The sequence below is a fragment of the Desulfotruncus arcticus DSM 17038 genome, assembly GCF_900113335.1.
Lineage (GTDB): Bacteria > Bacillota > Desulfotomaculia > Desulfotomaculales > Desulfallaceae > Desulfotruncus > Desulfotruncus arcticus.
In genome coordinates this window covers 90,081-112,996 of the sequence record NZ_FOOX01000019.1, presented here as the reverse complement: position 1 = coordinate 112,996, position 22,916 = coordinate 90,081, and the positions used below count along the sequence as shown (strand labels likewise).

Genomic DNA, 22,916 nt, shown 5'->3' with positions numbered 1-22,916 from the left:
CTAAAAGCCATTGTTATTGACTGCCCCAAAACCTTCGACGCGCCGGTTGCCGATCCCGAGCGGTTTAAAGCCGCAGCTAAAAAATTCGCCAAAATATTGCTGGACCACCCCGTTTGCGGACAGGGGCTGCCTGCTTACGGCACCAACGTACTGATGAACATCATCAACGAAGCCGGCACCATACCCACCCGCAACTTTAGATTCGGCCGTTTCGATAAAGCCGCCGAAGTCAGCGGCGAAAAGCTGGCCGAAGTGGCCACCGCCCGGGGCGGCAAAGCCACCCACGCCTGTCATCCCGGTTGCGTGATGCGCTGCTCCAACGTCTATCCCATGCCGAACGGCAAAGTTTGCGCTCCCATCGAGTACGAAACCGCCTGGTGCTTCGGTCCCAACCTGGAGATCGGCGACCTGGACACAGTGGCCATGCTGAACTATATCTGCAACGACGTTGGTCTCGACACCATTGATGTGGGCTGCACCCTGGGCGTTTTAATGGAAGCCGGGGTAATGCCCTTTGGCGACAGTCAGGCTGCCATTGCCGCGCTGGAAGAAGTGGCCCAAGGCACTCCGCTGGGCCGGGTTATCGGCGGCGGTCCCACCAACGCCGGCAAGCTGTACGGGGTTACCCGCGTGCCCGCCGTTAAGGGTCAGGGCATCCCGGCCTATGACCCCCGCTCCTGCAAGGGTAACGGCGTAACCTACGCCACCACCCCCATGGGCGCTGATCATACCGCCGGCTACGCTGTTACAGCCAATATTCTAAACGTGGGCGGCACTGTCGATCCCACTAAGAAAGAGGGCCAGGTGGAGCTTTCCCGCAACCTGCAGGTGGCTACCGCTGCCGTGGATTCAACCGGCTTGTGCCTGTTCGTCGCCTTCGCCGTGCTGGACAACCCGGAAGGACTGCCCACCGTCGTGGAAATGCTAAACGCCCAGTACGGTATTAATTTGACGGTGGACGACGTCATAGCCCTGGGCCAGAATATATTGAAGGTGGAAAGGGAATTCAACAAGGCCGCCGGCTTTACCAAAGCAGACGACCGGCTGCCCGAGTTCTTCCAAATCGAGGACCTGCCGCCTCACCATACTAAGTTCGATATTACCGATGATGAACTGGACGAGGTTTTCAATTTCTAAAAAAAAACACCCCCAACCGGGGGTGTTTTTTAATTCTTTAAATTCCGTTGGAGCAGCGAAAGACTTTTCCTTCCCAGGTCCTAATCATGGCGTAATCTTTTCCCATCGAGATTAAATACTGCGGAAGCAGCGGCGTCTTACCGGCACCCCCCGGTGCATTGATAATGTATTGCGGTATCGCCAATCCCGAGGTATACCCCCTGAGGTTCTCCATAATTTCCAGGCCTTCTTGAATAGTGGTAACAAAATGAGTTGTCCCCTTAACCGGCTTGGCATGAAATATATAGTACGGGCGGACATGTATTTTTAACAGCTCATGATTTAATTTTTTCATTACATGAGGGTTATTGTTGATTCCTTTTAATAAAACCGCCTGGTTACCTAGTGGTATACCCGCCTTGGCCAGCATCCTGGTTGCCTTCATCGCCTCAGCAGTTACTTCCTTGGGATGGTTGAAATGAGTATTCAGGTATAATGGATGGTGCCTTTCCAACATGTCACATAGTTCCTGCGTTATGCGCTGCGGCATAGTTACCGGTGTCCTGGTGCCAATCCGCTTAATTTCCACGTGCGGTATGGCATCCAATTCCGACAAAATCCAATCCAGCCAGCCATCAGAAAGGGTTAACGGATCACCGCCGGTTATAAGCACATCCCTGATTTCCGGGTTTTTACGAATATACTCAATGGCCGCTTTAATCTCCTCCAGCGGCGCCGGCCTGTCTACTTCGCCTATATTACGCCTGCGCTGGCAGTGCCGGCAAAACATGGCACACTGATTGGTCACATTAATAATTAGCCTGTCCGCATAACGGCGTGTAATCCTGGGTGCCGGAGATGTAAATTCCTCAGCCATCGGGTCGTCCTTACCCCAGATATCCTGCAGCTCCTGAATACTCGGGATACCCTGCATCCTGACTGGACACATTAAGTTGTCTGTTTCCATGAGGCTAAGGTAATATGGTGATACAGACCAGCGAAACTTTTTACTTACCATTTCTATTTGACCGGCATCTTCACCCGTAAGGTGTAATAATTTCTTTAATACCTCCACATCGCTAATTCTGTTGCGAAGCTGCCATTGCCAGCTATTCCAATCATCTTCCGCTGCGCCAAAATAATTTAATATCTGCCGTTTTCTTTCATGAAAAGTCTGTTCCAACATTAAACCCGTGGGAATGTTTTTGGACTCCTGCAAATAGTCTTTGATCTGACTTTTAAGCTCATCCGCCCTGTCCAGAGCCACTTGCCGCTTATCACTTTCGGGATATTTTCTTACAACATTTTGAATGCTATGCTCCAAACGAGTTCACCTCCTGTTTTAAAATACTAGCATCTTGTCGTTATTTGCAAAGTTGCCTGTTAATTAAAACTTATTCTACTAATTATTATATCAATTTCTAGAGTTACTGGAAAGAATAATTTTATGGAAAAAACTAAATTAGTTCTCCCCCAGGTGGTATTTACTGATTTTCCGGTAAATGGTCGCCCTGCTAATGCCTAAAGCCGCCGCGGCCTTGGTTTTTCCTTCTTCCGTCCAGCCGTATAGTTCCAGGGCATTACTGATTGCTTCCTTCTCCACCTGCTCAAGCGGCCTAATCTCCAACGGGCTCTTAGGCAGCTGCAGTTTCTTATCTTTATCGTTTTTTATGCGGGGAGGAAGGCTCTCAGGCATGATATATGCCCCTTCTTCCAGGTTAATGGCATATTCCACGGCATTAATCAATTCCCGGATGTTTCCCGGCCAGTTGTACTCCAGGCAAAGGCGCATTGCTTCTTCGCTGAAACCTTCTGTAATTTTGTCTAATAATTTGGAAAAACGGCGTCTGTAGTGGTCAAGCAGCAGGGTAATATCCTCTCTTCTCTCCCGCAGCGGGGGGATTACCAGAGGTATTACACTAAGGCGGTAATAAAGGTCTTCCCGAAACCGGCCCCTTTGCACCATTTCCTGCAAATCATTATTGGTGGCAGCTATAACCCTGATATCTACGGGAATGACTTGTGTTCCACCTACCCGTTCAACTTGCCTTTCTTGTAAAATACGCAGCAGCTTAGCCTGCAGGTAAAGGGACATATTACCAATTTCATCAAGAAAAAGGGTCCCACCGTTAGCCAATTCAAACTTGCCTGGTTTTCCACCCCGCCTGGCTCCGGTAAATGCACCTTCCTCGTAGCCAAATAATTCACTTTCCAGGAGATTTTCAGGTATGGCCCCGCAGTTTATTGGCACAAAAGGCTTATGGCTGTGCGTGCTTCCAGCGTGGATAGCTCTGGCAAACACTTCCTTGCCGGTGCCGCTTTCACCCAAGATAAGTACCGTTGAGTTGCTTCCGGCAATTTTAGCGGCCTTGGCCTTAACTTCCTTAATAACTTTACTGTTGCCAATGATGTCATCAAAGCCCAGTGTTTCCTGGGTGGTAATAATCTGATAAGCCAGTTTCTGGGCTTCCTTGAAATCTCTGAATGTAGCCACGACTCCTGCGGCCACTTTTTCATCGGATCGAATTGATTTTGCAGTTACAAGTAAATGCAGTTTTTTATCATTGGTAGAAATAAAATAGTCTTTTGAGGTAAACCCTCTTCCCTCTTTGAGCACATTCAGCAAGGGCATATTCTCAAAAATTTCATCAATATGCCGACCCACAACATTCTTTCTTTTCAGCCTAAATAATCTCTCTGCTGAACTGTTAAAGTGAGTAATCACTCCATTGTCGTCTATAGCCAGCACTCCTTCGTAAACTGAATCAACCACGGCTTCCAGCTTGCCGGCCATAACGAACTTTTCCTTAACCATTTCCCGTTCCACTACTTTACTGGCAATTAGCTCCGCCATCCGTCCGACAAAATCAAGCAGAGTTTCCGTATTAGCAGTTAACGTTTTCTTTTGCTCATCATCAAAGGCCACCAAACTGATGGTGCCGATAATTTTATTGTCAGCTTTAATGGGATAAACAAGATAAGCGCGATAGAAGCATGTTCCTGAAAGGGGGCAGGACAGGCATATGGAATGAAAGCCAGGTTCATTAATAAAAACCGGTTCGCCGGTTTTCAACACATGCTTATTAACCAGACCACGCAGCAGCCGGTTTCCCACACCGGAACTCACCTTGCCCGTACCGGCAACCCGCACCAGATCGGCGTCTATTATTTCCACCTCTACCTTTAAAACCGCTGCGATGGCCGCAGATATCCGCTGTTCGGTTTCTTTGGCTTGCATCAAGCTTAACATTGACTTATCCAATCCCCCATAAATTATCTATCCTGAAAAAAGTTTTCTATTTTTCATCCTCTGATGGTGCCACGTTAGCGCATTGTATAAAAAATGGAGGCAAACAGCCTCCATCACCCTTTATATGATAAACCAAATCTATTGATCAAGGCAATATTTTATTTTAACTGAATGGACTTTAATGCAAAACATTTTCTGCCAGCGTCCAGCCGGCTTCCAAAGCTTTCCGGTTTAATTCCTCGGTTCCTTTGGGAATGCGGGCCAACAGCGCATCCGTCAAGGCCTCCCGGGACACAACACCGGTTATTCTGGCTATGGCGCCAAGGGCCACCACATTGGCAACCATTTCCCTGCCGATTTCCTCCTTGGCTGTCATACTTATTGGTATTTGATATACAATAGCACCGTTAACTTCCGGAAGAGTATGTACGTAAGTAGAGTCTACGATCATCACGCCGCCTTGTTCAAGGTCGGTCGCAAACTTGTCACAAGCTTCCTGGCTCATTACCAAAAGCACGTCGGGTTTATTTACCTTCGGGTAATCAATGTCCTCATCCCCGATGATAACCTCGGACCGGCTGGCTCCGCCACGGGCTTCCGGCCCGTATGATTGAGACTGGATAGAGTTTTTGCCGTCTCTGATGGCGGCATCCGCCATGATGATTCCGGCCAGAATCAATCCCTGCCCGCCGGTACCGCTTAAACGAAGTTCATTTCTCTCACCCACTGGTCTTCCCCCCCTTACCTGTAATCGACGTAACAGTCGCGGAGCTTTGGCCCATGGCCTCACGAATCACCTCATCATAAACTTCGGTGTATTCCAGTGCTTCCTTGCAATAAAGCCGGCCGATCACGATTTTACCTGCCAATTCATCGGGGGACATCTGTTCAGCTTTATTTAAATGAACGGCGTTATCTTTTTGCCAGATTAACATATCGGTGGCACTTTTCATTTTATTCCGCCTGCCGTACGCGGTGGGACAGGCCGTAATTGCCTCAATCAGGCTGAAGCCCTTGTGCTGAATACCTTCCGCGATCAGACCGGTCAACATGTTACTGTGGTAGGTGGTGCTTCTGGCTACAAAGGTGGCCCCGGAGGCCCGGGCTAAATCCGCAACGTCAAAATTCGGTTCAATTGTGCCATAGGGTGCGGTGGTAGCCATTTTTTTCACAGGTGTCAGTGGTGAATACTGGCCGCCGGTCATTCCGTAAATGCTGTTGTTAAACAGCAGCACGGTCAGGTCGATGTTCCTGCGCGCCGCATGGATAAAGTGATTACCGCCAATCGACGTACAGTCGCCGTCGCCCGTAATAACAATAACCTTTAAATCCGGCCGCGCCAGTTTGATCCCTGTGGCAAAAGCCAACGCCCTGCCGTGAGTGGTATGCAGGGTATTAAAGTCCAGATAGCCGGCAGCCCGTGCGGAGCAGCCGATCCCCCCTACAATTACGGTTTGATTCTGGTCCAGTTCCAGCTTTTCCACCGCCCGCAGCAAGGAACCCAAGACAATGCCGTTGCCACAACCGGGACACCACATATGTGGAAACATGTTAACCCGCAGGTACTTTTCAAGATCTTGCATCATGCTTATGCACCTCCCGCAGGGCAGCCAGTATCTCTTCAGGTGTAATTTGCTTATGCACCTTCCGCAGGGCAGTCAGTATCTCTTCAGGTGTAATTAATTCACCGTGTACCCTGTTAACGCCAACGACTCTGGTTTGCCCGCCGGCAACCCGCTCAACTTCCAGCCTATACTGGCCCAGATTCATTTCCGGTACTATTATGGCTTTTGCACTTTCAGCCAGCGCGCCAACCTTTTGCTGAGGGAAGGGCCAGAGCACTGCAGGCCGGTACAAGCCCGCTTTAATCCCTTCCTTACGGGCATTTTTAACAGCCTGCGAAGCCGACCGAGCCGTAGCTCCATAAGCCAACACCACGATTTCCGCGTCTTCCAGGTTTCTGGCCGTATCAATCATAATATCATCTATGTTAAGGTTAATTTTATTTTGCAATCGATTAAGAAGCTTCTCAGCCACTGCAGGGTTATTTGTCGGCAAGCCGTTTTGATCATGAACCAGACCGGTGACATGGTAGCGGTAGCCGTTGCCAAAATTGGCCATTGGCGGCACCCCTTGATCACCGGCCCCGTAAGGCACATATTTTTCAGGCTCGACACCGGGTGTGGCACGGTTGGCCACCTCCAGTTCACCCGGAGACGGCAAAACAACCTTTTCCCTCAGGTGTCCGATAACTTCATCCATCAGCAAAACCACAGGTACCCTGTATTTCTCTGAAAGATTCACTGACTTGACGGCCAGGTCATAAGCTTCCCTGACCGAGGAAGGACTAAGTACAATAACCGGGTGATCCCCGTGGGTGCCCCAACGTGACTGCATCACATCCCCCTGGGCCGGCGCAGTGGGCATTCCCGTACTGGGGCCGCTCCGCTGCACATTAACAATTACGACAGGCACTTCTGCCATTGCTGCAAAGCCAAGGTTTTCCTGCATCAGGGAAAACCCCGGACCGCTGGTAGCGGTAATAGCTTTTACTCCAGCCAGCGAAGCTCCGATAATGGCAGCTATACTGGCTATTTCGTCTTCCATTTGAATGAACTTGCCGCCAAGACAGGGCAGGCGCTCAGCCATGATCTCCGCGATTTCAGTGGACGGAGTTATGGGATACCCCGCGAAAAAACGGACACCAGCCGCCAGCGCCCCTTCAGCAACGGCTTCATTACCCTGCATCAGACGGGCCATTTCAATTACCCGGTTCATTTTTACCAAAACCCCCTCACCGTGCGTACATTATCTATTATGCCCGCGCGCTTTCACCATGACCCGGGGATTGCTTTGCCGCCTGACAGGCATAAACAGGAATCTTATTATTCTTGTTCGGCTGGTCAACAGAGATGGCCAGATCGGGACAATGTGTCTCACAGCGGCCGCACCCGGTGCAGGCATTCGGATTGACTACAACCGCTTTGCCCCGGTTATCTATCAAAAGAACCCTGTTCTCGCAAAGGGTGGTACAAATACCGCAGCCCTTACACCATTGGCGTTTTACATGTATTCTATTATCATCAAAATTTGAAGCCGGCTTTGCCATTATGCATCACTCCATTCTGGAATTATATAAATTGAAATAAGTCCTTTTGCCGCTTTCATTTAATTTTTTATTTGCTTTTAATCATAAGCAACGATCATGCCACCGCATATAAATAATTTAATTTATATACCCTTATTACTAAAGCCTACAGCGACAGCTAACACAGGCACTTAGCCAAAGCCGGCGGCTTAGCGATAGAGCGATTAGTGGGCTGCCAGTCTCATCTCACAATGATACAAAAAACCTGCACACTAAGAATTAATGCGCAGGCTCTCAATTTGATACATGTATCAGAATGATATGCACAATTGGTCCAAAATCCACTTACATTACTATACTTTGAAAAAATCTTTATATGTTTGCCTTAAATCCCTTTTAAGGATTTTTCCACTGGGGGTTTTAGGCAATTGCTCAATAACTATTACCCCCTTGGGCACTTTGAAAGCAGCCAGGTGCTCCTTGCATAAGTTGATAATTTCGCCTTGACTAATCGATTGTCCTTCTTTAGGTACCACAACAGCAGTAACACCTTCAACCCACTTTTCGTGCGGTAAACCGATAACCGCTACCTCCGAAACCCTGGAGTCCTTATAAATAACCTCTTCCACTTCCCTGCTGGCCACATTTTCCCCGCCAGTTTTTACCATATCCTTTTTGCGGTCTGCCACTGTAACAAAATTATCTTCATCCAAAATGCCGATATCACCGCTGTGGAACCAGCCGTGGGCCAGAGTAGCTTCTGTTTTTTCCGGCTCTTTAAAGTACAAAAGCATGGCGTGCGGCCCGCGGCCGCATATTTCACCGGGTATACCCGGGGCTGTGACGGGTTGGTGATCATTATCTTCGATGGCTGTTTCCATATTAATACCGCCTTTGCCGGCCGAACCCGCTTTGGCAATCTGGTATTCCGGTTTTAGTATCGTATGATAGGGGCTCAGCTCTGTCTGGCCGTAATAATTATAAAATCTCCGGCAGTTTGGCATCCTGCTTTGAAGTTCTTTGAGTACTTCAACCGGCATAATTGACGCCCCGTAATACCCTTTGGAGATAGAACTCAGATCATATTTGGCAAAGTCCGGATGCCGGAGCAGCCCGATCCACACTGTGGGCGGGGCAAAAAACATGGTTGCGCTGTACTTTTCCACACACTTCATAATTTGCAAGGGGTCGGCCTGCAACAACAGCACGTTGGTGGCCCCGAGCATCAGACACGGATTCAGGAACACATCACGCTGAGCGCAATGAAAGATGGGCAGCGCGTTTATGTTAATATCCTCATTGGTATACTGGCCGTCGATGATAGCGCCCGTGTATTCAGCCAGCAGAGACTGGTTGGTGAGAATAACCCCTTTGGGCAAAGTTTCGGTGCCGCTGGTATAAGTCATCTGCACCGGATCTTCAATATGCAGTTCAACATCAGGCTCGGTATCGGGGTACTGTTTGTACCAGGCGTCAAATTCTTTAAAACCGTCCGGAGCCTGCTCACCTTTGCCCTGATTGGACCAGACCAGAGTTTTAACTGTGGGCATATCTTCCAGCACGTCTCCAACCAGATCGTGTAACGCATCCTCCACAATAAACACTCTGCTCTCCGAGTGATTGATGCAGAAGCCAACATCCTTGCCCCTTAGTAAGTAGTTAATGGCCAGGTAAATACCGCCGGCTTTTGCCGTACCCAGCCAGGCTACCACGTGATGGATGGTATTATGGGCCAGCACCGCCACCCGGTCATATTTTTTGATGCCCAGGTCAATCAATGCGTTGGCAAACCGGTTGCATTCCGCTTCAAGCTGGGCATAAGTCAAAGCTTGATCCCCAAATATCAAAGCCGGCTTGTCGGGATAGCGATAAGCGCTCCTGCGCACCATATCGGCAATAACCCAGCGGGTAACTTTGTTGTACCTGCTGCGCAGAAAATCAACATTCTCCCTGGTGACAGCATTATACCTTTCTCTATCCTTCTCAGTTAACGGGTTAATTAAGGACACGCCAAAACCTCCTCTTATGCGTATATTTTTTTGGGTTGAATTTTATCAATAAAGTTAACTTTCTGAATTTTTACCTTAAATGTAAAACCCCAGCGGGGCTTTACATTATCCTTCATTATTGGTGACTTTAGTCGGAAAGCAGGTTTTTGGCAATAACAACCCGCTGAATTTGATTGGTGCCTTCATAGATCTGGGTAATCTTAGCATCACGCATCATTCTTTCAAGCGGGTATTCCTTCATATACCCGTAGCCGCCCAAAACCTGTACGGCGTCTACCGTCACCTGCATGGCCACATCAGATGCAAACAGCTTGCACATTGAGGAAAAACGGCCAACCTCGCTGGCGGAAACATTGTTTTTGCCGGCGTTTTCGATCATATGAGCAGCTTTGTATACCAATTGCCTTGCCGCTTCCACTCTGGTGCACATGTCTGCCAGCATAAATTGAATACCCTGGAACATAGCGATGGGTTTGCCAAATTGAACCCTCTCCTTGGCATAGCTAACCGCATAATCCAAAGCCCCCTGGGCAATGCCGACGGCCTGGGCGCCGATTACCGGGCGGGTGCAGTCCAGGGTCATCATGGCAATCTTAAAGCCATGACCTTCCTTACCCATTAAATTTTCTGCAGGCACGGGGCAATTATCGAAGATCACTTCTGTGGTTTCCGAGCCCCTGATCCCCATTTTGTGTTCCTTTTTGCCAATGGTTATACCGGGGTAGCTTTTTTCTACGATGAAAGCGCTAAGACCCTTTAATCCTGCCTTGGGGTCGGTGGTTGCAAATACCGTAAACACATCGGCTATGCTGCCGTTGGTAATAAAACATTTCTGCCCCGACAGAATATACTTGTCACCTTCCCGAACAGCCCTGGTCTTAACACTGCCGGCATCTGAGCCTGCATTGGGTTCAGTGAGGGCAAAAGCGGCAATCTGGTCTCCGTCAGCTATACCCGGCAGGTATTTTTGTTTTTGTGCTTCCGATCCCCCAACCAGGATGGGCATCATGCCAAGCTCCTGGGCGGCCACGATTAATGAAGCGGCAGCCGATACTTTAGCAATTTCCTCTACGATTAGTACCACGGACGGCAGGCCGGCTCCTGTACCGCCGTACTCCTCGGGTATTCCTGCTCCAAGCAGTCCCTGATCGGCTATCAATTCCTTTAAATCCCAGGGATATTCGTCTTTTTCATCAATTTCCGCAGCCCTTGGCGCAACCTTATCCTCCGCTAACCGCCTGACCGATTGACGCAGCATTTCCTGTTCTTCCGATAGCTGATATGACATTTAAATAACCTCCTAACTTTTGTTTACTGATTCAGGACAATATTAATGCCTGAATCTGGTAATTATTTTTTGTTGGAATTATATTTAGTCATTTTTAACCCATTCCCTTTTAATCGGCCGGCCCCAAGATAATAATATTGACTTTTAATTAAGTAATTGAAATAATAACCAATAAAGAAGACTTGGTTCAGATGGGGTTTTGACCCCACCTGAACCTTAGTCGCACTTATTTCGAGTTTATCGCCGCTTAACTCCCGCCTGTAGAGGCGGGAGTCTTAGCGGCGGTTAACGAGATTAAGAGGTGATATTATTGGGCAAAGCCTATTTTAAGCAAAGTAACGGAATGTATGCCGTTAACATTGTAGCGGCATGTGGAGTTATGACCCCGGGCCAAATGGAAGGCCTTGGCAAAGCAGCACGTGAATGCGGGGTCTTCCGGCTAAAGCTCACCACACGGCAAACCATTGTGGCTATTATTGACGAGCAGAACCTTTCCTCCCTTGTTGACCGCCTTGCGGATTTGGAATTAATGGTTTCCCCGTACGGGAATGCCGTACGGGCCGTTAAAGCCTGCGCAGGCAGTGAAGCCCTTTGTCCAAGGGCGCTGGGTGACGCTCTGGATCTTGGTATTAAATTGCAGGAAAAATACCTGGGCCGGGAAACCCCCAAAGACGTTAAGATTGCTGTAGCCGGGTGCCCCCGCGGCTGCACCGACCCGCTCTGCGCTGATATCGGCATAATTGCCCGGAATGTTGACTCCTTTGATGTGTACCTCGGCGGCCGGGGCGGAAGCGCCAAACCTGTCCACGGTAGTCTAATTGCTGAAAAAGTCACTGAAGCCGGTGTGTTTAAGCTATTCGACCATACCTTGAAGGCTTACGCCTCACTGGCCCAGCCCGTGGAAAGAATCTCGGCAGTGGTGGCACGCATGGGAATTGATCCTTTTCTGCCACCTAAAGAATTAATTGCCATCAATAGCGCGGGTGAACCTGAAGATGAAGATTTCCTGTCATTTCTAGGTCTGAAAGGAAGTGACGCAAGTTGACTGTAACTATTAGATCCTCGGATATCGTTAGTTTGGAAGCCATGATTACACCGTTACAAAAAATATGCAACGAATGCGACCTGTATAATACCACAGAATGCAAGCCGGCGGCGTGCATTGTAGGTTTTGCCCTACGCTCACTGCAATTTGCCAGACAAAAAGGCATCCTGGATATTCCCGGCGCGGCCAAACACATACCGAGATCCGACATGAAACATTATTTCGTTGGAAATATCATCCCTGCTCTGGCAGAAACCTGCCGACAGTGTCGTGAGTGCCGGGACAATCATTCACCTAACTGTGTTATCGCCTTAACCCGTACCTGCCTGGAAAACGCTATCCTTCCGGAAAATATTGCGTACCCCGGCAGTATATTCATGTACCTGGCCGCCTTGAAAAAGCAGGACCAGGAGATTGCTAAAATGCTGGCGGATGAACTTAAACAAAAACAATAACTGAACAGGAGTCAGGAGTCAGGAGTCAGGAGTCAGGAGTCAGGAGTCAGGAGTCAGGAGTCAGAATAATTATCAGATATAATTCAAGTGAAATGCAATTAATTCCTACTGAGTTCTGACTTCTAATTTAGTATTAATATAACTGCAAATTAGCAAACTAATTAACAGGGAGGTAACGAAAATGTATATTGATCACGTCAAGAATATTAAGGGCATCAGATTAAGCGCTCCCGGCATTTTAAACGCTACCAAACAAACCCTGATCGGCCCGGCCCATGGCTGGGAAGGTTGGGTTATGCGCCTTTTTACCCTGACTGCGGAAGGCCACACACCCCGGCACTCTCACCCCTGGCCGCATATTAATTATATTGTCAGCGGCAAAGGCACCCTGTTTCTCAACGGCACCGAGCAAACAGTGGAGGCCGGCTCTGTGGCTTATGTCCCCGGTGACGCCGAGCACCAGTTCAAAAACGCGGGTTCAGAAGACTTTGCCTTTATTTGCATTGTGCCGGAAGAGGGAGATGTATAGTTTAACGCCATATGCTTGAATCTATTGCAGGCAACCGGCCAAGCCGGTTGCCTTTTAACTTATGGATAACGGTAATGCCCCATACTTTCCCATCGCTCAAGACAATCTTTAAATTATTCCTCTCTTAAGACGCGGCGCAATACTTTGCCCACGGCTGATTTGGGTAATTCCCGGCGGAATTCCACCTTACGCGGCACCTTGTACGCAGCAAGTTTGGTCCGGCAATACGAAATAATCTCTTCTGTGGTGGCAGTTTCGCTCTCTTTAAGCACGATAACCGCTTTAACCGTTTCTCCCCGGTATGCGTCGGGTATGCCAACCACTACCGATTCCTGAATTTTGGGATGAGTGAAAAGTACGTCTTCTACTTCAACCGGATAGATATTGTAGCCGCCAGCTATGATCACATCTTTTTTCCTGCTGACTATATATACATAGCCCTCTTCGTCGACTTCAATCACATCACCTGTTTTAAGCCAGTCGTCCTCCAAAACATTGGCGGTCTCTTCCGGCTTGTTCCAATAGCCCTTCATTACCTGCGGCCCCTTTACCCACAATTCCCCGGTTTGTTTAACCGAACATTCCGCGCCTGAATTAATATCAATAACTCTCATATCCGTATCCGAAACGGGCAGACCGATGCTGCCTATTTTTACTTTACCGTTGACCGGATTGCTATGGGTAACCGGAGAAGCTTCAGACAGCCCGTAAGCCTCCACCACTTCCACCCCGGTCAGCTTAAAGAACGCCGTTTTAACCTCATTGGGCAGAGGTGCGGAACCACTGATGCAGGTATGAAGGCAGCGCAAATCGTAGTTCCCTATTTCTTTATAACTGTTAATGGCAATAAGCATCGTGGGGCTGGCAAAGAAGACACCAACCTTATACCTATGGATGGCTTCAATGACCATTTTAGGTTCAAACCGCGGAAACAGAATCATTGCAACGCCCATATATACGGACATGTTCATGATGCAGGTAAGGCCATAAACATGGAAGAGCGGCAGCACGCCGATAACGTAGTCATCACCACGGCGGTAGTTCTTGCCAACCACCTCAACAGTCTGCAAAACATTGGCTACCAAATTGCGGTGCGTTAGCATGCAGCCCTTGGAGACTCCCGTGGTGCCGCCGGTATACTGCAGCAAGGCCAGATCTTCAGGGACGACGGATTCCTGCCGGTATTCGGAGCTGTAATCGTTAATTACAGCCTGTAGATCCACCGTATCATCGCCGGTGGAGACAGGGGAACCGTCAAGATTAAAAGTAACCATGTTTCTTAGCCGGGTGTTGGCCCTGATGTTTTTAATTTTAGGATAAAGGTCGGACAGGCAAACAATTGTCTCGCTGCCTGAGTCGTTTAACTGGTGCTCCAGTTCCCTTTCCACATACATAGGATTATTCTGCACCACTATGGCGCCAATTTTCAGTGCCCCAAAAAAACCAATCACGTTTTGGTGGCAATTGGGTGCCAGAATGGCCACCCGGTCGCCTTTACGCACTCCTTTGTCCTGCAGGAACCTGGCAAAACGGTTGGTAATCAAATCCAGTTGACTAAAAGTAATATGCCGGTCGGCAAAGATAATGGCATCATTTTCCGGGTATTGCCTGGCACTGTCAATTAAAAATTGGAAAACCGGCCCTTCCGGGTAAATTAAATGATGCCTGGTGTCAGGCAGGTAATTTTTAAACCAAAGCTTTTCCAATTTAGACTCCCCCTTTCATTTATTTTTTTATTTTTTTAATTAATTGCCTTCTTTGAATCTTACCCGTGGTTACTCTGGGTAATTTGTCTACAAGCCTGTATTCTCCCGGAATTTTAAAATCAGCCAGCTTTTCACTCTCCTTTAAAAATGAATTAACCTCAGCTGCAGCCAACAATTTATTCCTACTTACTATAAATGCAACAATCTCAGTTTCCCATTCTCGCTTTTCAACCCCCACCACGGCGGTTTCAACAACATCAGGATGATCAAGCAAGACTTCCTCGATTTCCTCAGGATAAACGTTTTCCACTCCGGAAAAGATGACATCGTCCCGCCGGCCGGAAAGCCACAAATAGCCCTCGGAATCAAAACAGCCTATGTCACCCGTATGGTACCAGCCACCGTACATAGCCTCAGCCGTCAGCTCGGGCCGGTTATAATAACCCTGCATCATCCCGACACCCTGAACCACAACTTCCCCCTTTTCCCCGGGCGCTAAAATGTCATCGGGATCCGACGGGTAAACAGCATTTAAACGGACAACTCTGATTTGGTGATTGATCAACGGTTTGCCCACCGATCCGGCCTTAGCCTCCAGTTCCTCAGGGTAGAGCACCGTAATGGCGGGGCCCATTTCAGTCATGCCGTATAAATGGAGTATGTCTGTTTTAAATATTTCCCGGCATTTAGCCGCCAGTGCGTGAGGCATTGGGGCCCCGCCGTTGGCCAATAGCCGGAGGCTGGGAAGACAACAGCCTTCAGGAGCGTTCTGGATGATTAGTCTGCAGATCGCCGGATCGGCAAACATAAAGGTAATTTTCTCTTCTTCCAAAAGCTGCAGTATTAACTTGGGGTCGGAGGAATCGGCAATAATACTGGCCGCCCCCACGTGCACCCGGGGCAGAAAAAAACAGTGTAATTCCGCAGCATGATAAAGGGGATCGACAGACAAGCCCCGGTCTTGATAACTTAATTTTTGTGACTGGATCATGCACATACTGTGGTCAACAATATCCCTGTGCTTGTGAATAACCCCTTTGGGCTTACCGGTAGTACCGCTGGTATAAATGATGGAAAACCAATCGTTTTCGGAAACTTCAACTACCGGTTTTATTGCGGACTGGCTAGCGCAAAGCTGGTAATAGGAACGGGCAAAGCCCGGCGGCGACCCGTCAACGTATAAATAATGCTGAACGGTTTTGATTCTGGCCAGTGAACCTGTGACCCGCTTGTTTCCGGTAGAACCAAACACCAGTAATTTAGCTTGTGCATCATTTAAAATAAAAGACAGTTCTCCTGAACTTAAATTGCAGTTGATGGGATTAAAAACCGCTCCAATTTTAGCCGCTGCAAAAAGCACCGAGACCAGTTCACTGCAATTACCCAAATAAGTGGATATGGTATCCCCTTTGTTGATGCCCAATTTTAGCAGGGCGTTAGCCAGACGGTTAACATGCCCGTCCCACTGGTCATAAGTCCAAAACTGGCTCTTGGGCCGGTAAACCAGCGCCTGGCGCCGGGGATATTTTGCCGCTGCCAGCTCAAGTATATTCCCGATATTATACATAGCCACCCCATATTTCTGTCATTGCATCAGTTTGCATCACCTAATGAATATTTGGATTTAGCGCACAACGCAGTACCTATTCATACAAGCCGCGCGATTTAAACAATTTTTAATAATGAGAAAATTTACAATTAACTTACTTTAAAATCTATTATGCAAATACCCTGCCAGCTGATGCATCTACTTAAATCCCCGCATATCAATACTTCATATAAGCGGGAAAAAATTAAAACCATACCAATGCATCACTCTTGCATCAAATTGCATCGCATCACAGTTGCATAAAAAACGGCCTGCCATTAATTTACGGCAGGCCGCGCAAGGCTCGGGTAAATATTTAATCGGGTTTAATGTTGTATTTCTTCATTTTTCTAACCACAGTCGATTGGTTAACTCCCATTACTTCAGCGACTTTGCGGGTACTGCGCATTCTTTGGTACAGCTCGGCAATCAATTCCTTTTCCGAGCTTAAGCTCTGATTCCCCGCAGCTTTGCCAACTGTTTGGCTGCTCTGCAAAAAAACTATAGGTAAATCTTTAGCTGTTATAACATCATGCGTATTGATGACCATCAGTCGTTCAATTAGATTTTCCAGTTCCCGCACATTCCCGGGCCAATGATACCCCGTCAGGTAATCCATGGCATCGGCCGCAATGCTTTTGTTCAGGTGGTATTTCTCATTGAATTTGCGCAAAAAGTGGATTACCAGAGCCGGGATGTCGCTGCTCCGTTCACGCAGAGGCGGAATAGTGATGGGAACTACATTTAAACGGTAATACAAATCACCTCTAAATTTTCCCTTCTTAACCATGTCTTCAAGGTTTTGATTCGTTGCCGCAATCAGGCGTATATCCACCTCCACAGCTTTGATACCGCCTAACCGGGTAACCTCTCGCTCCTGGATAACATTTAACAATTTAACCTGCAATGCCAAAGGCAGCTCAGCAATTTCGTCCAGGAACAAAGTCCCTTGGTGCGCTAATTCCAACAGGCCGGGCTTTCCCTCACGGCTTGCCCCGGTAAACGCCCCCGGTTCATAACCAAACAGCTCCGACTCCAGCAAGTTTTCCGGAATCGCCCCGCAATTGACCCTGATAAATGGCTCACCGGACCGTTTACTGGCTTTATGAATCAATCGGGTGACCACATCTTTGCCAACCCCAGACTCACCAAGAATGAGTATGGTGGAGTCCACCTTGGCCACTCTGACGGCCAGATCCAGAACATTGCGCATAACCGGGCTTTCACAAACCAATGTGTGGCCCAGGTACTTAGTGCGCAGCGTTTCCAACTCGGTATGGTAAACTTCGTATAATTCTTTGCCGGCTTCTACTTCACGGCGCAAATTGTTTAGCTCTGTAATATCCCGGCAATTGACAACTACTTTCGTAACTTTGCTTTTATTATCACGCTGAACAGGATTTGCTGTCAGCAGCAAATCCTTGCCTGATGGCAGACGATGCACTTTGGTAACCGCATCTTTCTTTGCTATGGCTTTTTGGGCCAAAGCATAAATGGTTTCGTTAATGGACAGTCCCATTTTAGTAAAAGCGTTATTTACCTGCACTACTTTTCCCTGTTTATCCAACACAACTATACCGTCGTAAGAAGAATTAATTACGGCATTTAATTCCTCGTAGAGTTCTGTTGTTTCACTGAGCCTGTTGATAGTATCAAGCATTTTTTGCTCAAACGCCTGCACCAGGTTGGTGCGGGTTACCATAGCCACCAGATTGCCTTGCCCGTCCTTAACCGGCAGCCTGCCTACCTGCTGCTCCTGGGCCAACTGCCAGGCACTTTCAGCAGAACTTTCCAGGCTAATGGTTTTTACGTCCCTTTTCATCAGCCGACCAACCGTCATATCATGAGAGTAATCATTTACAATAGCCCGGTACAGGTGTGTTTTGGTGAATATGCCGCAAATTTCTCCCTGTTCATCAAGCACCGGGGCACCGTCTATAGAATGACGGGTAAATAGCTCAGCGGCTTCCTTGATGGTGCAATTTTCTTTTAAAGTAACGGGATTGCCGGTCATAAACTGTGATAATTTCACCGTAACACGTCCTTTAATATTAGATTCATTATTGTTTATTTTAGCATCTATTCATTATATCCTTTTAACAAAAGCAGGGAAGCTGAGCTTCCCTCTTTTGACATTATATGGTGTTAAGTTATACATCCCATGCCCGATACCGGCAATTGAAAGAACCGGCTCCATTCTAAAAGAACAGCGACACAAGGTTAATTTAAGCAGCCAACCAGTTGCCTGATATAAATTATGGATAGCGATAATGGCCGATAATCTCCCAACGCTCCAGACAATCTTCTTCCCGTGCCAATCCCGCATTATGAATTGCCAGAGGCATTCCCTGATCATTTTTTCTATCACTGATAATACCACAATGCTCGAGCCCATTGGTGAACTTCCAATACACCACGTCACCCCATTGCCAGTCTGCAAGGTCAGCTTTTGCAGTCGACAAAGTTAATGCCTGACCATGCCTTTCAAAAAATTTCATTTGGTTTGGAACACGCCGGTGGTCAATATTGGGATCAGGGCCATCCAAGCCCCAGTTTTGTGGGTAGGATTTAAAAGCAGCTTGCATGTCTTCGTGAATTAGTTTTTGCAGATCTATACCCGCGTTGCGGTAGGCCCTGATCACTACATCGGTACAGGCGCCGCGGTCCGGCGGGACATCTCCGTCCGGGTAATCAAGCTTGCGATAAGCAGCGTCATAGCTAACGGCATTTATTACTTCTTGGCGGGCGCCCAAAACCGCCAGGTCGTATACGCATAGCTTTTCTTCCGGAATTAATTCCACAGGGGATGGTGACGGTTTATTTATTTCCTTTGTTTTTTCACCAGGCGGTTGATTTGCCGTCGTACTACAACCAGCTGCTAAAAACAATACTACAAATAAAAAGCAGACTACCCCAAGGTCCTTTGATAAAAAACAGCGGTTTTTTGGGCCTGATTTATTTACATTAACCGGCATTAATCAAGCCTCCCGGTTTACTCTCACCCGCCGAGCGGGATGGAATAAGTTTATCCCGAAGCGCCAACCTGCCACTTGCCAGCAGCTTAGCCACGTCGGACCTAACGAAACCTGTTACACGGGCAATTTCATCGTAATCAAACCCCGCTACGTCATGTAAAACAACGACCAGCCTTTCCAGCGGCGCAAGCTGCAGCAGCGCCTGCTGGTGCAGTGACAACCCAGGCAGGTACCAACCGGTCCCGGGGTCAGCCCTGCTCCAGCTGATAAAGCTTGCGCACAGCACCGTAATCAAAGCAATCGGATCTATGGGGTAACCTCCGTCAATAAAAGTCGCTTTAACCAGTTCACCAGCTTTAACATGGTTCCCGGTGAGCCTGAAACAGATATTATAGACGCAGTTAAAGACCTTTTTGGGCGTGTCATGGAAATTATCAATTTCGGTTAATCGAGCCACTTACTATCCCCTCATAAACAACACCCGGGAATATGGCCGGGCATGTTTTTATAGTATTCCTGCAAATAAAAACACACCCAAATGACAATTCGTGACTAGTACCCGTAAAATAATATTTGCAGCTTCCGCTTTAATCATATTATTGGCTTCCACTAATGCCGCCCCTTTTAGTGATAAGGTTTAAATTTAATTGCTGCCGCCCGGTATTTATTGTCTGGTTTTTACAAACATGGGGCATCTTTATGTGTTTTTTACCCGTTCACCAGTATTCATTCCGGAAACCGTCAGTCATTTTGGTTTAAATAATATTTATATGGCTTTCCAAAAGGCTATTAACAATATCTTTATTTTTCATATTAACTTTAATTTCTAATTGATTATGTACACCAAAAAAAGCTATGAGCTTTGATTTCTTTAGTGTTAACAACAAATCATAATATCTATCGTTTTTGCCCAATGGCTTCTTTTCGCTACTCCATTTAAAATTAATGATCTCGTCCCACCTAATAATTTGCCCGGATAGAAATATTCCGTTATCAATAAATTCAATATGCCGGCATCCCTTATAAAAATACAATATGGAAAGACAGGCGGAGCCAAAAACCCAAACTAGCTTACTCGGCAATTGATGCTGATAAGAGGCTATATTATTTAATTCTCTTAGCATTGAATTTTCATAAAAATAACTTCTTAAAGATTGTAAATAACCCAAGTCCAAAACCTGGTAGACACTATTAATATAAGTACTACCTAATGAATGGTACAACTCCTGGGCCTCGGTTATAAGTAAAAAAGACCATATTAAAAAAAATGCAAGCCAAATCAGCCCCAATAATAATTGAGAATAATTTCTATTTAATTTTAAAATTATTTTATCTCTAATTCGTTTCCTTTTAATCTGGTCCGTAATTATTTGAATTAATGTAAATGAAACAATGCCTGCTATAAATAAAAAAAATACCTTTTCAGTCAAAATTACCCTCCCCATCTAAACATCAATTATTTAACTGTTCCCGTTTTTTTTGCCAAACAAAGTTTAATCATATTTATATTTAAATACCTTTATTTGATTATCGTTAAATAGCTCGATACTAAAATTTTTTATAGTGCCACACCCGTTATAGATACCCTGTTTCTGTTTCATTTCAAACATAGCATTTACAACAGTTTCAGAATTCGGGCTTAAAACAAACTCCTTGGGTTTACCGTTACTATCTATGGCAACGGCGTATTCACCGCAGGCAAATTCCTTTTTGATATGTTCACTGGGAATATATTTTATATAAAACACCAGCTTTTCGTGCCCATGATTTTTAAGTTTTATAGAACAATAAAACCTTAAATGCGTGTTATCTTCATTACTCTTAAAAATACCCTTACTTTCATCCGAAATATATTCTATAGACTTTAAACCTTTGGCATATGTTTTTATCACATTGTTGGCTGATGAAATAATTGGCTGTGTAAAAAATATTAATAAGACACATGCAATTGTCAGTTTTTTTTAATATTTGGACATTCATCTTTTAAATAATGCCTGGCACCCATGATACCTGCTACCAACAAGGAAACAAAGAGGAAGAAAGTATAATGGAGACCCGTTCTTCCACGAGACCAAGCCTTTAACCCAATACTATTTAAAAATTTATCTCCAATTGAACGGCTAAAGTCATTTTCATACGCTATAATAAACGCCAGAATAATAATACCAAAAAATAAATAACCCAGGGCTTTATTTTTATTTATGGTGAACTTATTCAAAGACACTCACCTCTAATCAGTAAAATGATCATAAAGCTTGGTTCCACGCTTTAGCTTATCTATAGGTGGTTTTTTGACCAGATAAAACCTGCATGGCCATATCAGAAACTGCTCCTGATTATTTGTATCCGAATGCTATAAAACGTTACAACTGAGATAGCATTTTATCAGCAAAAAGCGGATTATCCACATAATATTATGATAATACTCCAGTGGTGGGGCAGGGGAACAGGTACCTTATCCCACCAAGCCTTATTTGGAACTAATCATAGAATTAGAACGTCATACTAAATAAAGATATACCAATACAGATATCTTTTTCCATTAGTAGGAAAAGTAATCAGGTTACTTTCCCCAGTATAAGCTTTGATGATATTTAGATGTTAAGGAGAAAATCATACATGGATACTGTGTATTACATTTTAAGATTCCTAATCGTTTTCTTAATAATGATATTTATCATAAAGATTTTTATGATCGCAGCAAATTGTATTGGCGGACAGATCGTAAAATTTTTTCAAGCGGTACTGCAAAAAATAAGAAAATAGAAATAAAGTTACGGCTTTTTAACTTGATAAAGAATTGACATAACTGGTCCACGTGTAGCTCTCTTTTAAAGCCGATTTCCATCAAAACAGTTCGAGAGGCTTCATAGAACCGGTTCTGATATTATACCGGAAAAAATCAGCGCAAGTAGTGTCCTGAATTCCCTGGCCTCTTTGAAGATTTTATTCGCCTCCCCCTTGTTGAACCGGGAAATTGGCACAAGGGATCTTTGCCGGATTGATCCTCCCTAATTTTACTGGGTAAACCTCAAAAAATATTGGGAATTAAGTAATTAAATACTAACCTCAATTTGAGCCCACATCTCTCCTACAGGAAGTATCTCGGTACTAAATTTTAAATCAACAGGCTTTTTAAAGATTGGCCCATCATATACCACTGTATGATACTCACCATTTTCCCCACATACGTCTGCACCGTACGCTTCAATTTCTTCCATTAAGGAGAAACTCAAGTCTTGTCCCAAAAATCTGCCATCCAGCATTGTTGTATTAACTACTACTATCTTGGCTTTAAAACCCGCGTTTAAAAACTCCTTCACCAATTCTTTTCTATCCTTATGCCATAAGGGTAACACCGCAGTAATAGAGGCTCTTTTACATACTCTATCCTCCCACTGCCTGTGCTCATCTAAATTGATATCGCCGAAAATCCCATAGTCTATACCCTGTTCTTTAAATAGCTTAATGTTGGAAACAAATACTTCTTCATAATCATTAAACAATGCTTCCCCTATTGAACATTCAATACCAATTGCACCAGCCTGAGCTTTAATGATTTCTTTCTTTAATCTGTGGGCTGAGCTTATTCCATTTTCCATGCTGAACATGGTAAGCAATTTCTTTGGGTTATATAACTGCTCTAAAGCTTTATAGAAAGCAAGACAGGAATCTTTTCCACCACTCCACGAAATAAAACAATTTTTATTTATATCCATCCGTCATTCAGAACCTCTCTTCAATTTAATATAGTTACACTTCATTCCTATCTCAAAAGTATCAACAGCAATCTTCCTTGGCCCTGCATATGGATAATCCAATAATAAGCATCAACGACCCAACTATATTAGTTATATGGCTTGCGTA

The 22,916-nt window shown here is 46.0% G+C and carries 21 protein-coding genes; 4 read left to right on the top strand and 17 right to left on the bottom strand.

All coding sequences use genetic code 11. From position 1 onward, the window contains the following. Positions 1-1,137, top strand: a 1,137-nt coding sequence (locus tag BM056_RS20855; protein WP_092474088.1) for an aldehyde ferredoxin oxidoreductase C-terminal domain-containing protein, incomplete at its 5' end; no start/stop codon positions are given. Between the two features lie 37 nt (positions 1,138-1,174). Here the strand turns inward: BM056_RS20855 and eam are convergent. From eam to BM056_RS20815, 8 genes are all read right to left on the bottom strand, one after another. Next, positions 1,175-2,440 carry a glutamate 2,3-aminomutase gene (gene eam / locus BM056_RS20850; protein WP_238456581.1) on the bottom strand — a complete coding sequence of 422 codons (1,266 nt, stop codon included), beginning with the start codon at positions 2,438-2,440 and terminating at the stop codon, positions 1,175-1,177. Positions 2,441-2,578: 138 nt separating this feature from the next. Then, on the bottom strand, positions 2,579-4,354 hold the full coding sequence (locus BM056_RS20845; protein ID WP_238456584.1) for a sigma 54-interacting transcriptional regulator: 1,776 nt from the start codon (positions 4,352-4,354) through the stop codon (positions 2,579-2,581). 190 nt (positions 4,355-4,544) lie between these two features. Further along, positions 4,545-5,093, bottom strand: coding sequence for a 2-oxoacid:acceptor oxidoreductase family protein (locus tag BM056_RS20840; RefSeq protein WP_092474084.1), 549 nt, complete (start codon positions 5,091-5,093; stop codon positions 4,545-4,547). Continuing rightward, positions 5,086-5,952 carry a 2-oxoacid:ferredoxin oxidoreductase subunit beta gene (locus BM056_RS20835; protein WP_092474082.1) on the bottom strand — a complete coding sequence of 289 codons (867 nt, stop codon included), beginning with the start codon at positions 5,950-5,952 and terminating at the stop codon, positions 5,086-5,088. The genes BM056_RS20840 and BM056_RS20835 overlap by 8 nt, the downstream gene beginning before the upstream one ends. Beyond that, positions 5,936-7,144: a 2-oxoacid:acceptor oxidoreductase subunit alpha gene (locus tag BM056_RS20830; RefSeq protein WP_092474080.1), complete on the bottom strand. Its 1,209-nt coding sequence runs from the start codon at positions 7,142-7,144 to the stop codon at positions 5,936-5,938. The genes BM056_RS20835 and BM056_RS20830 overlap by 17 nt, the downstream gene beginning before the upstream one ends. A gap of 37 nt (positions 7,145-7,181) precedes the next feature. Next, positions 7,182-7,475 (bottom strand): 4Fe-4S dicluster domain-containing protein, encoded by a 294-nt coding sequence (locus tag BM056_RS20825; RefSeq protein ID WP_092474078.1) that lies wholly within the window; start codon positions 7,473-7,475, stop codon positions 7,182-7,184. Between the two features lie 332 nt (positions 7,476-7,807). Next, positions 7,808-9,463, bottom strand: coding sequence for an acyl-CoA synthetase (locus BM056_RS20820; protein ID WP_092474076.1), 1,656 nt, complete (start codon positions 9,461-9,463; stop codon positions 7,808-7,810). Between the two features lie 127 nt (positions 9,464-9,590). Beyond that, the gene (locus BM056_RS20815) at positions 9,591-10,751 is read right to left on the bottom strand and encodes an acyl-CoA dehydrogenase (RefSeq protein ID WP_092474074.1); all 1,161 of its coding nucleotides are present in this window, start codon (positions 10,749-10,751) and stop codon (positions 9,591-9,593) included. Positions 10,752-11,061: 310 nt separating this feature from the next. Between BM056_RS20815 and BM056_RS20810 the strand changes: the two genes are divergently transcribed. The 3 genes from BM056_RS20810 (at position 11,062) to BM056_RS20800 (ending at position 12,780) form a co-directional block, all read left to right on the top strand. Beyond that, complete coding sequence (locus tag BM056_RS20810; protein ID WP_092474073.1) at positions 11,062-11,796, top strand: ferredoxin-like domain-containing protein; 735 nt, start codon at positions 11,062-11,064, stop codon at positions 11,794-11,796. Next, positions 11,793-12,251, top strand: a complete 459-nt coding sequence (locus BM056_RS20805) for a hypothetical protein (protein WP_238456580.1) — start codon at positions 11,793-11,795, stop codon at positions 12,249-12,251. The genes BM056_RS20810 and BM056_RS20805 overlap by 4 nt, the downstream gene beginning before the upstream one ends. A gap of 181 nt (positions 12,252-12,432) precedes the next feature. Beyond that, on the top strand, positions 12,433-12,780 hold the full coding sequence (locus tag BM056_RS20800) for a cupin domain-containing protein (protein WP_092474071.1): 348 nt from the start codon (positions 12,433-12,435) through the stop codon (positions 12,778-12,780). Positions 12,781-12,893: 113 nt separating this feature from the next. On the opposite strand, the gene BM056_RS20795 is transcribed toward BM056_RS20800, so the two are convergent. The 9 genes from BM056_RS20795 to BM056_RS20755 form a co-directional block, all read right to left on the bottom strand. Then, positions 12,894-14,486 carry a long-chain-fatty-acid--CoA ligase gene (locus tag BM056_RS20795; RefSeq protein WP_092474069.1) on the bottom strand — a complete coding sequence of 531 codons (1,593 nt, stop codon included), beginning with the start codon at positions 14,484-14,486 and terminating at the stop codon, positions 12,894-12,896. A gap of 19 nt (positions 14,487-14,505) precedes the next feature. Further along, entirely contained in the window at positions 14,506-16,053 is a 1,548-nt protein-coding gene (locus tag BM056_RS20790; RefSeq protein ID WP_092474067.1) for a long-chain-fatty-acid--CoA ligase, read from the bottom strand. A 337-nt stretch (positions 16,054-16,390) separates the two neighbouring features. Continuing rightward, positions 16,391-18,106 (bottom strand): sigma-54-dependent Fis family transcriptional regulator, encoded by a 1,716-nt coding sequence (locus BM056_RS20785; protein ID WP_092474065.1) that lies wholly within the window; start codon positions 18,104-18,106, stop codon positions 16,391-16,393. A 223-nt stretch (positions 18,107-18,329) separates the two neighbouring features. Continuing rightward, on the bottom strand, positions 18,330-19,049 hold the full coding sequence (locus BM056_RS20780) for a DUF1287 domain-containing protein (protein ID WP_092474063.1): 720 nt from the start codon (positions 19,047-19,049) through the stop codon (positions 18,330-18,332). After that, on the bottom strand, positions 19,039-19,506 hold the full coding sequence (locus BM056_RS20775; protein ID WP_092474061.1) for a sigma factor-like helix-turn-helix DNA-binding protein: 468 nt from the start codon (positions 19,504-19,506) through the stop codon (positions 19,039-19,041). The genes BM056_RS20780 and BM056_RS20775 overlap by 11 nt, the downstream gene beginning before the upstream one ends. A 298-nt stretch (positions 19,507-19,804) precedes the next feature. Further along, positions 19,805-20,479, bottom strand: coding sequence for a DUF5673 domain-containing protein (locus BM056_RS20770; RefSeq protein WP_092474059.1), 675 nt, complete (start codon positions 20,477-20,479; stop codon positions 19,805-19,807). Positions 20,480-20,542: 63 nt separating this feature from the next. Then, a complete protein-coding gene (locus tag BM056_RS20765) occupies positions 20,543-20,941 on the bottom strand; it encodes a hypothetical protein (RefSeq protein ID WP_092474057.1) in 399 nt (132 codons plus the stop codon). A gap of 59 nt (positions 20,942-21,000) precedes the next feature. Further along, the gene (locus BM056_RS20760; protein WP_092474055.1) at positions 21,001-21,267 is read right to left on the bottom strand and encodes a hypothetical protein; all 267 of its coding nucleotides are present in this window, start codon (positions 21,265-21,267) and stop codon (positions 21,001-21,003) included. Between the two features lie 838 nt (positions 21,268-22,105). After that, on the bottom strand, positions 22,106-22,768 hold the full coding sequence (locus BM056_RS20755) for a Dph6-related ATP pyrophosphatase (protein WP_092474053.1): 663 nt from the start codon (positions 22,766-22,768) through the stop codon (positions 22,106-22,108). Positions 22,769-22,916 lie beyond the last annotated feature (148 nt).